Source organism: Ruminiclostridium cellobioparum subsp. termitidis CT1112 (assembly GCF_000350485.1).
Lineage (GTDB): Bacteria > Bacillota > Clostridia > Acetivibrionales > DSM-1351 > Ruminiclostridium > Ruminiclostridium termitidis.
On the sequence record NZ_AORV01000072.1, the window covers coordinates 45,472 to 60,578 of the forward strand.

At 43.3% G+C, this 15,107-nt stretch carries 14 protein-coding genes and 1 other annotated feature; of the genes, 1 reads left to right on the top strand and 13 read right to left on the bottom strand.

All coding sequences use genetic code 11. The annotated features are described in order from the left end of the window. Positions 1-52: 52 nt before the first annotated feature. From CTER_RS25640 to CTER_RS25685, 11 genes are all read right to left on the bottom strand, one after another. Entirely contained in the window at positions 53-1,267 is a 1,215-nt protein-coding gene (locus CTER_RS25640) for a CdaR family protein (RefSeq protein ID WP_004630842.1), read from the bottom strand. Then, positions 1,264-2,139 carry a diadenylate cyclase CdaA gene (gene cdaA, locus CTER_RS25645; RefSeq protein ID WP_004630843.1) on the bottom strand — a complete coding sequence of 292 codons (876 nt, stop codon included), beginning with the start codon at positions 2,137-2,139 and terminating at the stop codon, positions 1,264-1,266. The genes CTER_RS25640 and cdaA overlap by 4 nt, the downstream gene beginning before the upstream one ends. 203 nt (positions 2,140-2,342) lie before the next feature. Beyond that, the gene (locus CTER_RS29340) at positions 2,343-2,444 is read right to left on the bottom strand and encodes a hypothetical protein (RefSeq protein ID WP_004630840.1); all 102 of its coding nucleotides are present in this window, start codon (positions 2,442-2,444) and stop codon (positions 2,343-2,345) included. Positions 2,445-2,547: 103 nt separating this feature from the next. Further along, positions 2,548-4,473, bottom strand: coding sequence for an NAD(+) synthase (locus CTER_RS25650; protein ID WP_004630798.1), 1,926 nt, complete (start codon positions 4,471-4,473; stop codon positions 2,548-2,550). Positions 4,474-4,565: 92 nt separating this feature from the next. Further along, positions 4,566-5,930, bottom strand: a complete 1,365-nt coding sequence (locus tag CTER_RS25655; protein WP_004630951.1) for an aminotransferase class V-fold PLP-dependent enzyme — start codon at positions 5,928-5,930, stop codon at positions 4,566-4,568. A 241-nt stretch (positions 5,931-6,171) separates the two neighbouring features. Further along, complete coding sequence (locus tag CTER_RS25660) at positions 6,172-8,823, bottom strand: valine--tRNA ligase (RefSeq protein ID WP_004630975.1); 2,652 nt, start codon at positions 8,821-8,823, stop codon at positions 6,172-6,174. A 99-nt stretch (positions 8,824-8,922) separates the two neighbouring features. Further along, positions 8,923-9,165, bottom strand: coding sequence for a hypothetical protein (locus CTER_RS25665; protein WP_004630892.1), 243 nt, complete (start codon positions 9,163-9,165; stop codon positions 8,923-8,925). 49 nt (positions 9,166-9,214) lie between these two features. Next, positions 9,215-9,514, bottom strand: a binding site (T-box leader). Between the two features lie 62 nt (positions 9,515-9,576). Beyond that, positions 9,577-9,915 (bottom strand): hypothetical protein, encoded by a 339-nt coding sequence (locus tag CTER_RS27325; protein ID WP_004630871.1) that lies wholly within the window; start codon positions 9,913-9,915, stop codon positions 9,577-9,579. Between the two features lie 290 nt (positions 9,916-10,205). Then, a complete protein-coding gene (locus CTER_RS25675) occupies positions 10,206-11,246 on the bottom strand; it encodes an AI-2E family transporter (RefSeq protein ID WP_165585986.1) in 1,041 nt (346 codons plus the stop codon). Positions 11,247-11,325: 79 nt separating this feature from the next. Continuing rightward, on the bottom strand, positions 11,326-11,505 hold the full coding sequence (locus CTER_RS25680; RefSeq protein WP_004630817.1) for a hypothetical protein: 180 nt from the start codon (positions 11,503-11,505) through the stop codon (positions 11,326-11,328). A 27-nt stretch (positions 11,506-11,532) separates the two neighbouring features. Then, complete coding sequence (locus tag CTER_RS25685) at positions 11,533-12,066, bottom strand: PRC-barrel domain-containing protein (RefSeq protein WP_004630869.1); 534 nt, start codon at positions 12,064-12,066, stop codon at positions 11,533-11,535. Between the two features lie 305 nt (positions 12,067-12,371). On the opposite strand from CTER_RS25685, the gene CTER_RS25690 reads away from it, so the two are divergent. Further along, positions 12,372-13,610, top strand: a complete 1,239-nt coding sequence (locus tag CTER_RS25690) for a DUF1015 domain-containing protein (RefSeq protein WP_004630765.1) — start codon at positions 12,372-12,374, stop codon at positions 13,608-13,610. Positions 13,611-13,667: 57 nt separating this feature from the next. On the opposite strand, the gene CTER_RS25695 is transcribed toward CTER_RS25690, so the two are convergent. Together CTER_RS25695 and ureG are read right to left on the bottom strand one after the other, a co-directional pair. Continuing rightward, on the bottom strand, positions 13,668-14,480 hold the full coding sequence (locus CTER_RS25695) for an urease accessory protein UreD (protein WP_242835097.1): 813 nt from the start codon (positions 14,478-14,480) through the stop codon (positions 13,668-13,670). A gap of 5 nt (positions 14,481-14,485) precedes the next feature. Further along, positions 14,486-15,097, bottom strand: coding sequence for an urease accessory protein UreG (gene ureG / locus CTER_RS25700; protein WP_004630896.1), 612 nt, complete (start codon positions 15,095-15,097; stop codon positions 14,486-14,488). Positions 15,098-15,107: the final 10 nt, after the last annotated feature.

The following is a 15,107-nucleotide window of genomic DNA, read 5'->3' on the forward strand; positions in this document are numbered from 1 at the left end:
TTCACATTTTTATTTTCATTTGTTATTTTAATTAATAATTCAAATTCAACCGCTATTCCGTTCCTTTGGTAATTTTAAGCTGGACCTGTGTTTCCCCCACTTGAGTTACATTCCCCGGCAGGGTTACTTTAAGCGGGACAGTGTGGGTTCCCTCATCAAGTCCGTCTACATCTATTGCCGCCGTCAGCTGCTGGACCGAAACAGAATTTACATCTTCTATCCTACCCTTCAGCTTAACGGTAACAGGTGAAACTATTTCATAATTCAGGAGGGCGTCCTCGGTTTTCCTGCCCTCGATGGAAATACTGCTTACAGGCACATCTATCGTCCTTTCAGACAGCGGGATAATCTCAACAGATACATTTACCTCTCTCGTTGAATCCACCAGTCTGATACCTTCCGGCAGCTGCAATATGATGGGTGCCGTAAAAGATTTTGTCATATTGTCAAGGCTGACAGGAGCGGTTTTGATCTCATTGACCTTCTGCAGCAGAGTGTGATCGCCGGTTATTAAAACATTATCGGGTTTTACCGAATAACTTCCTTCAATGTAATCCTTGTCAGGATTGCCTGAAATGATCGGTATTACAGGAACCCTCTTTCCAACCTCTATTTTTATGTCTACAGAAATCTTTTTGCCGAGCTCGGGTATTTCAATTCCTTTTTTGTCATAAACCTTAACTTCCTTCTTGACTTCAAGGGTTTTATTCAGGCCTGTTACGTCCACATAGGCCTTTACCGAACCAACCGTGCCCAGAACCGAATCAAGTGCCTGTATTGATACGGTGTCGGGGGTTGCAGTCTTGGATATTATCTCGTAATCCGCAGGAAGTTTCCCTGAAGTTTCAACCTGTACAATAAAAGGATTTTCCTCTATCTTACCCAAATCCAGAGTCACCGATTTTGGTTTGAGCTCCATGTTGGTTTCGCTTATATTTTCACGTCCCAGGTAAACAGGTGAATCTATCGGAACAACCTTATCATTGACACTGTTTACATTTTTCAGATCAAGAGTAACCTCAAAATCGGTGTCCTTTATACGGTCAAGCACATCAACCCTGTCCCTCACAGATATGGTCACATATTTTTCGGGAAATGCCTTGCTGTTTAAAACAAGTCCTTTGGCACGCAGGCTCTCCTCATTTATAATAGTAAGCGGAACGGTATAATAATTTGTCTTGACAGGATTTATGGCAAACCAAAGAAACACGGCAAAGAGTATTGAAAATATTTTTAAAGTCAAATCCTTCTTGAAGAATTCTTTCACTTTGATTTCCCCTTCCAAAGAGTCAACTTCTTATTGACTGTTTTCTTCTCCAGCAAATTTTTATTCAGAGCTTTTCTCAATATATCGGGTGTGAGATTTCTTGATAACCCGCCGTTAAGGGCATAGGATATCTTGCCGGTTTCTTCCGAAACAACAACCGCAATACAGTCTGAAACTTCGGTGATGCCAAGCGCTGCTCTGTGCCTTGTGCCAAGTTCCTTGCTCAGATTCGGATTGTCTGTGAGCGGAAGAAAACACGCTGCAGATTTCAGCTTGTTATCCCTCAGTATTAACGCTCCGTCATGCAGAGGAGTATTCGGCGTGAATATATTGATTATCAATTCGGAACTGACGCTTGAATCCAGTCTGGTTCCCGTATTTATGATCTCACCCAGCTTTGTCTCTCTTTCAACGACTATAAGAGCTCCCGTCATGGTTCTTGAAAGTTCGGTAGCTGATTTTACTATTTCTTCGATTGTAAAGGTTGTATTTATCACATCGTCCTTTTCATCAAATTTGAAAAAGTCCTTAAAATTGCTTCTGCCTATCTGCTCCAGACCTCTCCTGAGCTCGGGCTGAAAAACCACTACCAGGGCAAATCCGGCAAGTTCTATGGTTTTGTTCAGAATATATGCAAGTGTCCTGAACTCAAATGCCTGGCTGAGCATGGCAGTAATAAGCACGACAACAATACCCTTGACAAGCTGCCATGCCCGGGTTTCCTTTACCAGCTGGATAAGCTTGTAGGTCAGATAGGAAACAATACTTATATCAATTAATGATCTAAGAGCTTCCAGGGGTTCCTTAAGAGGAACATATACCGATAGAAAATCGAATATACTTTTGAGGTTTGTAACAAAAGTATCAAACAAACATATTCACACCCTTATAAAAAATGAAGGTAAACAGAAATAAAATAAAATCAAATTAACATAAGAATAACAATAAATACACAATAATTTTAATATAAAAACCCATAGTCTTAAATGGGTAAAAATAACTAATTTTACTTCCATTTATATCATTTTTTTCACTTTTAAAATAATTTGGGGATCTCCCCCTTCAACTGCTGTTTCTACATTCCGGCAAATACTGATAATCCAACTGAAATAACCGATGTAAGTATGAATACAACAGCCAGGATAACAGCAACCCATTTTACCCACCGTCTTTGCATTTATTCGTCCTCCACGTTCTTAAAATCTAGTGGTCTGCACAACTACCGTATATTGTTCCGGAGTAATTTAACCTCCGGCAATATATGAATTATATGTTGCACGCTACTTTTTCATATCGCCTAGCCATTCTCCCGCCTCCGCATCACTGGGCATTCTCCAGTCTCCTCTCGGTGAGAGGCTTATGGAACCCACTTTAGGTCCGTCAGGCAGACAGGAGCGTTTGAACTGCTGGCTGAAGAATCTTCTCAAAAACGTATTTAACCATTTGTTGATTATTTCTTCACTGTATTTTCCCTCAAAAGCCTGCTTTGCCATATAATATATCTTTGACGGGTTGGCGCCGTATCTTACCATATGATAGAGGAAAAAGTCGTGAAGCTCATAGGGGCCCACAATGTCCTCGGTTTTCTGGGCTATTTCACCTGCTTCATCAGTTGGAAGCAGTTCAGGACTTATAGGTGTATCCAGGATGCTAAGCAATACCTTCCTGGTTTCATCTCCGAATACATAGTCGGCCGCCCATTGTACCAGGTACTTGACCAGGGTTTTGGGCACTCCGGTGTTTACGGCATACATTGACATGTGGTCGCCGTTGTAGGTAGCCCACCCCAGGGCAAGCTCCGACAGGTCGCCGGTACCGATGACAAGACCGCCTATTTTATTGGCTTTATCCATCAAAATCTGGGTTCTTTCCCTTGCCTGTACATTTTCATAGGTTACATCATATACCTCAGGATCATGTCCGATATCTTCAAAATGCTTCATACAGGCTTCCCTGATATCAATCTGATAGGTCGTTACCCCCATCAGCCTCATCAATTCCAAAGAATTGTTAAGTGTATTGGAGGAAGTCCCGAAGCCCGGCATTGTCACAGCATGTATATTTCTCCTGTCCAGTCCCAGCCTGTCACAGGCTTTGGCAATGACCAGCAGTGCCAGTGTGGAATCAAGCCCTCCGGAAATTCCTATTACACATTTGTCCAGACCTGTGTGTTTCAGTCTTTTGGCAAGTCCCGAGGTCTGAATGCTGAATATCTCCTCACATCTTATATTCCGTACCCCCGGATTGGAAGGTACAAAGGGATGGGGATCTATTCTCCGAAGCAAATTTCCGGTTTCAAGCTCTTTTATATTAAATACTGCTTTTCTGAACCCATTGTCTGTTGTATCTTGTGTAAAACCTGAATTTTTAAGCCTTTCATTTATCAGCCTCTCTATGTCAATATCACTGACAACCAGCTGTTCTTCAAAGGAGAACCTTTGACTTTCGGCCATCAGTGACCCGTACTCGCTTATCAGGGCATGTCCCCCGAAGACAAGATCGGTAGTGGACTCATTAGGCCCCGAGGACGAATAAACATACGCTGCGGCGCACCTGGCAGACTGCAGGTTGACCAGGCTCTCCCTGTATTCGTGCTTGCCAACTATTTCGTTGCTGGCCGAAAGGTTAAACAGCAGTGTGGCACCATTGACAGCCTGTGCACTGCTTGGCGGAACCGGTGCCCACAGGTCCTCGCATATCTCGATCCCAAAGCACAGCCCGCTTATGTTCCCTGCTTCAAAAAGCACATCTGTACCGAAGGGGACACTGAAACCCAAAAGATCGATGGTTTCATTCTTTTTCCCCTGGCCGGAGCAGAACCACCTTTTCTCATAAAATTCGCTGTAATTGGGTATATAGGTTTTGGGAACCGCTCCCAAAATCCTTCCTTCCTTCAAAGCAACTCCACAGTTATACATCCTGCTGTTTATAACAAGCGGTATACCTATTATTATAACACATTCCAGTGCTCTTGTTTCAGTGAGAATAGTTTCCAGTCCCTTTATTGCCGCATTCTGAAGGGTCTTCTGCAAAAAGAGATCGCCGCAGGAATAAGCTGTAACAGCCAGTTCAGGGAATACAACAAACTGTGCTCCCAGCTTTTCAGCCTCTTTTGAAATTTTTATTATTTCCCCGGTATTATATTCACAGTCAGCAACCTTCAGCATTGGCACCGCAGCTGCTGCTCTAACAAATCCATAGTTCATTTGTAACCTCCAGTATATATATAACCCTTATTACGGATTTTTAATTGTCAACCTGTGTATTACTCTTTAGTTTATCATATTTTACTCCATTTTTACACCTCGTTTTTAATATTGTACAGACCCCTGGAATTTCCGTATTTATTTATAAAAAATTTCTTGTTGTCAACAATTGTGTGCATAAAGTTTATAAATTTATCAATTTCTCCATATGTGTTGTACAAGCCAAAGCTTACCCTGACCAGTCCCGGAAAAAGTGCATTTTTTTCTGCAATATCCTCAATCTGCTTTGCAGTGTACCCCAGAAGCCTTTCGCAGTACGGGTGCGCACAGAAGAAGCCGTTTCTCACCGCAATTCCTGCCTCATAGGACAGAATGGCCGATATCAGTGAATGGTGCACCCCCTCCACAGTAAAGGGAATCACGCCTATGGACTCCTGTTTGTCAGGATGACTGTAAAGTTGTATGTCCGGAATATTGCACATTTGGCCATAGGCGTAATCCAAAAGGCTCCTTTCGTGTTCAAAGGCATTTTGCATGCCGATTTTATTCATGGTTTTCAAAGCCGCCGCCATTGCAACAATACCCATGAGATTCGGAGTCCCCGCTTCACATTTTGCAGGCGGCTCCTCCCACCAGATGCGGTCATGGGTCACAAGTTTTATGGCACTGCCTCCCATGCAATATGGAACACCTTCTTCAAACGTGGCCTTCGGCCCGATGAGCACACCGCTTCCGAAGGGTGCATACAGCTTGTGTGCCGAGAAGGACAGGTAGTCTATATGTTCAGGGCTGCCGGCCGGCCGCATATCAGCCGGGACATGGGGAACCAGCTGGGCTCCGTCCACATGTATGGGGGCATCATATTTATGTGCCATGGAGGCCAGCAGGTAAATGTCATTGAGATAACCGGTAACGTTAGCCGCACCAGTCACGGTGACCAGACGTATTTTACCCCGGTATTTTTTCAGTTTGGCTTCATAGTCATTCAGGTCCAGTCTTCCGTACCGGTCCACCTCCACATACTCGACCCTGAACTTATCCCTCCAGGGCAGGTCATTTGCTGCGTGCTCCATCCATGTTGAGATTACCGTATCCCTGTCATCCTTCTGCTGGTTCATTGCACATGCCAGAAGATTAATTGCTTCGGTGGTATTTTTTGTGTAAATGACGGCGGCATCCCTGTCGGCCCTGACATAATTCCTTATAACCTCTCTTCCTGCCTCGTATGCATCTGTAGAGACAACGGATTTATAGCCTTTGCCCCTATGTATTGAGGAGTACCAGGGCAGAAAGTCGTGAATTTCCTTTTCCACCGAAACAAATGCAGGAGTGGTCGCAGCATTGTCAAAATTTATTCCGGTCGTATATGTACCGTTATCCAGTGGAACCGCGGCATTGACCCCTACTACCATATTTCTGAATCTGTTTGTACCCTTGTTCTGATCATATCCAGGCATAATAACCCCATCCTGCCGCCGTACGGCATCACAAACAGTATTGAAAATCCTTTTACGGGTTATTCAACACATCTTTAATCCTTAATACATTATATTTTTCAGCTTCTGAATCTGTTACCGGTGATACTGCAATAAAAAAGGAGGGGCCGCCAGCTAATGCTTGGTATGGCAGCCTCTCCGCAAATCTACTTCCCCTATGCAATTATTAAATTCAACCCGCAGTGCCGGTTAAATTTACGTGCTATTTCTTCAAGCTTTCCAGCCTTTCAACAACCTTCAAATACATATCCTTGTATTTTTCTCTCTTTGCCTTTTCTTCCTCAATAACCTTGGCAGGCGCTTTTGCAACAAATCCTTCGTTATTGAGCTTTCCCTCGACTCTCTTCAGCTCACCTTCCAGGTTTGCCTTTTCCTTGTTCAGTCTCTCGATTTCCTTCTCAATGTCTATAAGTTCGTCCAGGGGAATAAATATTTCCACACCTGCTATGACAGTACCTACGGCATCTGACGGAATTCCCGCCCTGTCGGCCTGAACCATGACCTCCGATGCCCCGGCAAGTCTCTGGAAGAAGGAGGTTCCCTCCAGAAGCGTGGCCCTCTCGGTTTCTCCGGCTGCGACGAATATCATTTTAGCCCTTCTTGAAGGCGGAACATTCATCTCGGCGCGGATATTTCTGGTGCTTCTGATGGCGTCCATGATAATATTCATTTTTGCTTCATCGGCTGCGGAGTTCAGTGCCTCATCATATACAGGCCATTCTGAAATCATGATGCTTCTGCCGTCATTTACAAGATGGGTATATATCTCCTCGGTGATGAACGGCATGTATGGATGCAGCAGTTTCATGGCATTGCCCAGAACAAAGTTCAGAACATACTGTGCCTCCAGCCTGCCTTCGCTCTCCCTGTCATAAAGTCTCGGCTTGACCATTTCAATGTACCAGTCGCAGAACTCCTCCCATATGAAGTCATAAACCTTCTGCAAGCCTAGTCCCAGCTCAAATTTATCTATGTTTTCCGTTACTTCCTTTGTTACGGTGTTGATCCTGCTCAAAATCCATTTATCGGCAACAGTAAACTTGTTTTTATCAACCTTGCCGAAGTCCAGCTTCTCGTCAAAGTTCATGAGAACAAACCTGGATGCGTTCCAGACCTTGTTTGCAAAGTTTCTGGAGGCTTCGACCTTTTCGGTGGAGAATCTCAGATCATTTCCCGGTGAATTGCCTATGGTCAGTGCAAAGCGCAGGGCATCGGTGCCGTACTGGGCGATGACCTCCAGCGGATCAATGCCGTTTCCGAGGGATTTGCTCATTTTCCTTCCCTGGGGGTCTCTTACTATACCGTGTATGAATACATACTTGAAAGGCTCCTGCTTCATATGCTCCATACCTGAGAATATCATTCTTGCGACCCAGAAGAATATGATGTCATAGCCGGTTACCAGCACATCGGTAGGATAGAAGTACTTGAGATCCTCTGTCTGCTCAGGCCAGCCCAGTGTGGAGAAAGGCCACAAAGCGGAACTGAACCAGGTATCCAGGGTGTCGGGGTCCTGTTCTATCCTTGTGCTGCCGCACTTTGGACATACATCGGGATCGGTGCCCGTTACCATCATATGTCCGCATTCCTGACAGTAGTAAGCAGGAATTCTGTGTCCCCACCACAGCTGTCTTGAAATACACCAGTCCTGAATATTTTCCATCCAGTTGAAATATATCTTTGAAAATCTCTCGGGTACGAATTTTATGGTTCCGTTTCTTACAACCTCCAGGGCAGGCTCAGCCAAAGGCTTCATGCTGACATACCACTGTTTTGATATAAGCGGTTCCACAACAGTCCTGCATCTCTGACAGGTACCTACATTGTGGGTATGACCTTCAATTTTGACCAGCAGACCCAGTTTTTCCAGATCCTCCACCATTTTCTTCCTGGCTTCGTATCTGTCCAGACCTTTGTATTGACCGGCATTTTCATTCATTATTGCATTGTCGTCCATAACCCTTATCTGAGGAAGGTTATGCCTCAAACCCACCTCATAGTCGTTTGGGTCGTGGGCAGGTGTTATCTTTACGCAGCCTGTGCCAAATTCCTTGTCAACATAGGAGTCGGCTATAACAGGTATTTCCTTGTTTACCAGGGGCAAAACCAAAGTTTTTCCCAGCAGATGCGTATATCTTTCATCATCTGGATTGACTGCTACGGCAGTATCTCCCAGCATTGTTTCAGGGCGGGTGGTTGCAACGACGACAAATTCCTCGCTGTCCTTTACAGGATATTTGATATGCCAGAAATGTCCCGCCTGCTCTTCGTATTCGACCTCTATATCGGATATGGAGGTATTGCATTTAGGGCACCAGTTGGTTATTCTTTCACCCTTGTATATGAGTCCTTTATCGTAAAGTTTGAGGAAAACCTCCTGAACAGCTTTGGACAGGCCCTCATCCATTGTAAAACGTTCACGTTCCCAATCACAGGAGCTTCCCAGCTTTTTAAGCTGCTCAACGATTCTGCCCCCATAAACCTTTTTCCATTCCCATGCCCTTTCCAGGAATTTTTCACGTCCCAGCATTTCCTTGGTGATACCTTCCCTTGCCATGGCATCAACAATTTTTGCCTCGGTAGCTATACTTGCATGGTCTGTACCGGGAAGCCACAGGGCACTGAAACCCTGCATCCTCTTTGTTCTTATGAGAATATCCTGCAATGTATTGTCAAGTGCATGTCCCATATGGAGCTGCCCCGTGATATTGGGCGGCGGAATTACGATAGTGTACGGTTTTTTATTGCTGTCCGGGACTGCATGAAAATAGCCCTCTTCCATCCATTTGCCGTATAACCTGTCTTCGACCTGACTGGGGTCGTATTGCTTTGCGATGTTTTGCTGTTCATCCATAGTCATATCCTCCATTTATTTTTAAACTGCCATCTCACTGCCATCTCTTGAGATCAATAAAATCGGTTTACACCTTAATAATGCCTGTAAACTTACAGATTATCTAAAACTGATGATAAACAAAATCAATCCGGGTATGGAAATTATCAGTCCCATTAACTTAATATTGAATACAGCCTTGTTGAGCTTACAACTCTGTATTTCCTCTTCCGACATCTGACTTGCATTGACACATTTTTGTTTTTCAGCAAGCTGAAACTTTTTTACAATTAACTTTGCCGAATATACAACAGCAAATCCTATGGCTATAATGACCAACGAAAGTATTTCCTGTAAATTCATATCTGTTCTCCTTTCCTTGCACCGGTGCAACATAAAAAGCCCCGTCCATTATTTGGACGAAGCTGCTGTTTCGCGGTACCACCAAAATTTCACAAGTTCTATATGACTAAATATGCCTAAAAACCGGTGTGAATCTCTCAATCGGATAACGTCCGAAAATCCGCTGCAGCCTACTTTGAAACCGGATATCATATAGTGGACTATATGGCAGGTACTTCTTTCGGTGCAGAGCTCCCAAGCTACCTTCGGCAGGCTGTTTTCCGGAACCTCTCACCCTGGGGCACTGTAACCCGACCGGTTCCTCTCTGTGGAAATTCAACTGCTTACTCCTCTTGCTCATCGCCTTTTTATTTATCTTCTTTTAATTTATCTTACATTCTTAAATTATGATATAAAATCTGCCCGCTTCTGTCAAGAGCGCAGATCATTCCTGCTGTCATCATTATTGGCAGCGCCTTTATCCTGGTCCTTGACCATATCATTCTCGAGAGCTGTCTGTTCAATTTGGCTTTGGTCCTGAATTTCGTCAGGGGCTGCATTTTCCCCGGTGCCGGCCTTTTCATTCTTCCCGCTCTGATCACCGCGGCTGAACAGGAGTCCAAAAGCCAGTATCATCAATACCATGGCCACATTATCTACAACTTTTTGATTAACATTGAATTTAAAAAACTTGTCAAGCACTCCGTACAAAATCATGGCAGCAGCTATTCCGATGATTATCCTAAGCTTTAATTTTCTGGAAAGTTTCATACCATCCTCCAACATGTAAATTTAGCACTGTCTAAAGTATTGACTTTTAAAGCTCAAAATATGACCGGTGCCTATAGCAATATAATAATATGCGATACTTCATTATGGCAAGGAGTTTTTGTGCCGGTTGGTTTCTGCAAAATAATTTTTTTATTACGGGGTACTCCCGTTACAAGCTTCAACCAATGGCTTCCACACAAAGGACTTACTTGAAATAGTAGGGTTCACAGCAAAAATTTCCTTGCCGTCGCAGCGACTCGACCATCCGGGTCTCGCGTGCTGCTCAAAATTTATACAATTATATCTATTACTCTTTTAAGTATTACCTTGATCATGGCTGTCACCGGAACCCCCAGAAGCATGCCCAAAATGCCAAAAAATTCACCGCCTATCAACACTGCTATTATAGTTGTTATGGGATGAAGCCCTAATTTACCTTCTATTATTTTAGGTGAAATAAAGGCGTTGTCGATTTGCTGTACTACTATAAAAACCGCTGCCGCCAGCAGCGCTTTTGTAGGGGACTGGAGCAGTGCCAGCGCAACAGCAGGTATGGCCCCAAGCACAGGTCCGAAAAAAGGGATTATATTTGCTATTCCCCCGATAACACCGAGTATAAACGGATATTTGACATGGACGAGATAAAGTCCGATGGTCTCAAGCAAACCCACAATCAATGCCGTTATCAGCTGTCCCCGGATGAAATTTGTAATGATGGTATTGAGTTCCCTTCCCAAATTGATCAAATCGTTGCGCATTTTTTTCGGAGCCAGCATAAGAGTGGATCTTTTAATGTCTTCAATGTCCTTGAGCAGATAATATGCTATTATCATTGATAAAACTATATTCATGAATATGCCTATTGACGAGGCCAGTATGGCAAGTGACTTTTTCATAGCCCGCGAAGCATAATTCTGAACAAAACCGGTGCCCACGTTCAGCTCACCAAAAATCATATTTTTAATTTCGTCAGGCCATCTGCTTGTTTTTATCCTGGAAATGTATGAATTGAACAGTTCCCGGTATCTGCCCGCAATATCCGGCAGGGTATTGAACAGCTCTTTGGCATTGCTTATAACATGCGGCATTATGAATATAACAAAAAATGCAAGTGATAATGCTGCAAAAATATAGATTATTATGATCGCATAATGCCTTTTGACCCCGTTGCGCTCAAATCTGACAACCATAGGATAGATTGCATAGGCTATAAAGACAGCCATAAACAACGGAGACAAAATTTTAAATATTTTATCACCGTAATAATAGGCAAACAATATCATCCCTGCAACAAGCAATACCAGTATTATGTAAAATACTGTCTTCTTCATATTTCTCAATATGCAACCCTCCTTAAACCACTAAAAGCCAAACATAAACTGTTCGGCTTTTAGTGGTCTTCTCTTCTGATTATCTGAACATATGCATCATGTCACCAAATACATGGTTTGATCTGTGCCAAATCTTTCTTCCCGACTTAATCATCTTTCTTCTCATATGCGGGTCAACTATTTCAGGATTTGTCAGAACGCTGATGGACGCTCCTATTAACCCGCCTATCACAAGTCCTCTGGTAAAATTTCTCATCATAATATATTTCCTCCTTGTTATAAAAAATTAGGTTTCCAGCCGGCTTTTCAAACCGCCGCCCGTACTCATCATTTCCTCAACTGCTTCATTTTCTACCAATATATTGCTATTTCCAATTTCAATCTTTCCGAAAAACGGAAGTATGTTCCTGCCCATTATAATGTCCTGAACCAGTCCGTCCGATACCTGAACTCCTTCAACTTTTCCTGTTCTGTAGTCAAATAATACATCCTGCACTACTCCCAGATCTTCACCTGTATGTGTAAATATCTTAAGGCCCCTCAGATTTTTTCTTTCCTGAAGCTGGTATAACTTTTTAAACCGTCTGTATTCCAGCAGGTTCGCAGGATCATCAACAATTACGGCATCGTTCCCGAGACTTATGATACTTCTGAGCAAAATGACATTGCCCTTAACAGCATAGCTGCCTTTTTCCATAAGGAAGGCGAGTATGCCTTTATTATCCGCGCTGAATACCATATCCTTAACTGTTCCGATTTTTAGACCGTCTCTGGCTGAAATTACCGGCAATCCTAAAACCCCGCTGTATTTTTTCAGCATCTCATCCCTCCTTTTAACAAATCTTTATACTAAAGTACAAATTCCAAATTCATAAACCGCCGATAATATTATTTGTAATTGTAGTGTAAAAAATTCAAATAAAAATTGATTTTATACTTTTTATTTTTTTAAACAATGAAAATTGACTAAAAACAGAGATTAATGTAAAATTGTTGAATAGTGAATACATAAAGAAAGTATTGAAATTAATATTTGGGAGGTTAAAATGAGTAAGCTCATTAATACTTTGTCAAAATTAGGTGTACATATACCCCATATAATGCTCCCTGCAAAAAAATGAAGCTTTGAATAAATGGGCTGTTGTAGCCTGTGATCAGTACACTTCCGAACCCGAATACTGGAAAGAGGTTGAAAAACTGACAAAGGGCAGCCCTTCGACTTTTAATATTATTTTTCCCGAGGTATATTTGGAAGGCGGCGACAGCAGCAGCAGAATCTCAGACATCAATGCCACCATGAAACAATACATCGACGACAGAGTATTGTCCGAACTTGACAAGTGCTTTATCCTCACAGACAGAAGGACCTCCCATGCACAATCAAGGAAGGGCCTGATAATTGCCCTGGACCTGGAATGCTACGATTATAACAAAGGTTCGAAGGCATTGATACGCGCTACAGAGGGAACCGTACTGGACAGGCTTCCTCCCAGGATTAAGGTTAGGCAGGATGCTCCCATAGAGCTCCCTCACATAATGGTGCTTATAGATGACCCCGGGAAGACAGTGATCGAGCCCCTGTTCCAAAAATCCGCCCAGCTGGAAAAGCTGTATGATTTTGAATTGATGATGAACGGCGGGCACATAAAAGGCTACAAGATTTCCGATGAAAAGGATATGAATTCAATAGCAGACGCTCTTTCAAAACTTGCACAAAAAGATGTGTTCTCCGGCAAGTACGGAGTTGATGCAGACAAAGACCTGCTCCTGTTCGCCGTTGGCGACGGCAACCATTCCCTTGCCTCTGCAAAGGGACATTGGGAAAACCTGAAGAAATGTCTGACACCTGAGCAGCTGGAAAATCATCCTGCAAGATATGCCCTTGTGGAACTGGTCAATGTACATGACGCAGGCCTTGTATTCGAACCCATTCACAGAGTTCTTTTCAATGTAGGCGCAGATGATCTGTTAAGGGAGTTCAGAGCCTTCTCCGGCAAAACGGCCTGCCAGGGTTCAACATGTTCGGGCGGCACCGTCCATACCTTCAACTATGTAACAGCTGCCGGTAAGGGAACGGTGTCCATAGAAAACCCTGCCAGCAATCTGGAAGTCGGAACTCTGCAGGCATTTCTGGACAGCTATATCAAGGAGCACCCGCAGGTCAAAATAGACTATATACACGGTGAGGATGTAGTAACAAAGCTTGGCTCACAAGCAGGAAATATGGGTTTCTATCTCCCGCCCATGAATAAGACCGACCTTTTCAAAACGGTTATACTGGACGGAGCCCTGCCCAGAAAGACTTTCTCCATGGGAGAAGCCGAAGAAAAGCGCTTTTATCTGGAATGCAGAAAAATAAAATGACACTCTGACAGGATTAAGGAATGGATAAATTCCGTTTATCCATTCCTTAATCGGCAACTATCCATAAACAGCAGTATGGGACTGCATATTGTAAATTTCATTTCTGATATTTTTGATTATACCTTCCAGATAATCACTTCCACAGGCCAGTATTCTTATTATTATACCGTATTTATATGTTGCAGATATTCCGGCTTCAATACCGTCATATGTTTCAATTACCGTAAAAAGCTTTTCCACAGCGGCTTCCCTGTCCAGAGCATCATAAAAATATGCCAGAGTAGCCTGATGAGTATAGCCTTCAAAAAAGCCAAGGCTGCTTAACGCTTGAGTTTCGGGCGTCAATTCGTGATTGTCAAGGAAAATCAACTGATCGCAGTAAAATACCCTGTTATAATTTTTGTATCTTCTGAAATGAAACTGTTCTCCGCTTTTTTCCCTTCCGCAGGATAATATTTCGGAATAAAGGTATTTGGCTCCCTTATACAAATAACAGGTGCTCCCCGAAACAAAGTCCGAAGCTCCGAAGGGTATGACCGGCTTGGGATCATAGTCGAAAAACCCATCTTCCATAACTCTGAATATATTTTCCTGTTTTGCATAACCTTCCGCCATTTTATGTATCTTGGTGTAGGATTGTCCCTGCAGCGACAATGCACAAGCTCTTCCAACTTCAATTTCAGTGCTGTAGCAGTCACCTTCCATTACACCGGCCGATGCACTCATAACCATGATTTCCGCCATATTGCGGTCATTATTGTAAAAGGGCTTCACAATCTTGAAGGGGGCTGTAAAGTAGGAGTCTTCAACTACTGTTCTGTTGTTTGAGAGTACGGTTTTAATATAAAGTCTGCTCTCGGACCCGAACATGTTAATCAAGGAATCCCCTCCAGAAGTACACTGCGCCTTATCCAGCCGATAACATTCTCCAAACCCTCATTGGTATTCAGATTGGTAAAAACAAAGGGCTTGCTGCCTCTCATCTTCCTGGAATCCCTGCCCATTATCTCCAGGCTTGCCCCTACATATGGTGCAAGGTCGATTTTATTGATTACGAGCAGATCGGACCTGGTTATGCCCGGGCCGCCTTTTCTGGGTATTTTATCCCCTTCAGCCACATCAATGACATATATCGTGGCATCCGCCAGTTCTGGACTGAAGGTTGCCGACAGGTTGTCTCCTCCGCTTTCAATAAAAACTATCTCTATATCCTTGAATTTATTTGTAAGTTCCTCAACGGCTTCCAGATTCATAGAGGCATCCTCCCTTATGGCGGTATGCGGGCAGCCTCCCGTTTCAACACCGACAATTCTCTCTGCCGGCAAAGCACTGTTTTTTATAAGGAATTCCGCATCCTCCTTGGTATAGATATCATTTGTAACAACCCCAATACTGTACTGTCCCGACAATTTTCTTGTAAGTCTCTCTATCATCGCCGTCTTTCCCGAGCCTACAGGCCCTCCGATTCCTATTTTAACGTATCCCATAATATACTGT

Excerpts from the sequence above, each read along its gene's own strand:
- CTER_RS25680 (WP_004630817.1), bottom strand. The coding sequence starts at position 11,505 with ATGATGAGAAATTTTACCAGAGGACTTGTGATAGGCGGGTTAATAGGA.
- CTER_RS25685 (WP_004630869.1), bottom strand. The coding sequence starts at position 12,066 with ATGCTGAAAAAATACAGCGGGGTTTTAGGATTGCCGGTAATTTCAGCC.
- CTER_RS25695 (WP_242835097.1), bottom strand. The coding sequence starts at position 14,480 with ATGTTCGGGTCCGAGAGCAGACTTTATATTAAAACCGTACTCTCAAAC.
- CTER_RS25675 (WP_165585986.1), bottom strand. The coding sequence starts at position 11,246 with ATGAAGAAGACAGTATTTTACATAATACTGGTATTGCTTGTTGCAGGG.
- CTER_RS25650 (WP_004630798.1), bottom strand. The coding sequence starts at position 4,473 with ATGAACTATGGATTTGTTAGAGCAGCAGCTGCGGTGCCAATGCTGAAG.
- CTER_RS25655 (WP_004630951.1), bottom strand. The coding sequence starts at position 5,930 with ATGCCTGGATATGATCAGAACAAGGGTACAAACAGATTCAGAAATATG.
- CTER_RS27325 (WP_004630871.1), bottom strand. The coding sequence starts at position 9,915 with ATGAAACTTTCCAGAAAATTAAAGCTTAGGATAATCATCGGAATAGCT.
- ureG (WP_004630896.1), bottom strand. The coding sequence starts at position 15,097 with ATGGGATACGTTAAAATAGGAATCGGAGGGCCTGTAGGCTCGGGAAAG.
- CTER_RS25660 (WP_004630975.1), bottom strand. The coding sequence starts at position 8,823 with ATGGATGAACAGCAAAACATCGCAAAGCAATACGACCCCAGTCAGGTC.
- CTER_RS25665 (WP_004630892.1), bottom strand. The coding sequence starts at position 9,165 with ATGAATTTACAGGAAATACTTTCGTTGGTCATTATAGCCATAGGATTT.
- CTER_RS29340 (WP_004630840.1), bottom strand. The coding sequence starts at position 2,444 with ATGCAAAGACGGTGGGTAAAATGGGTTGCTGTTATCCTGGCTGTTGTA.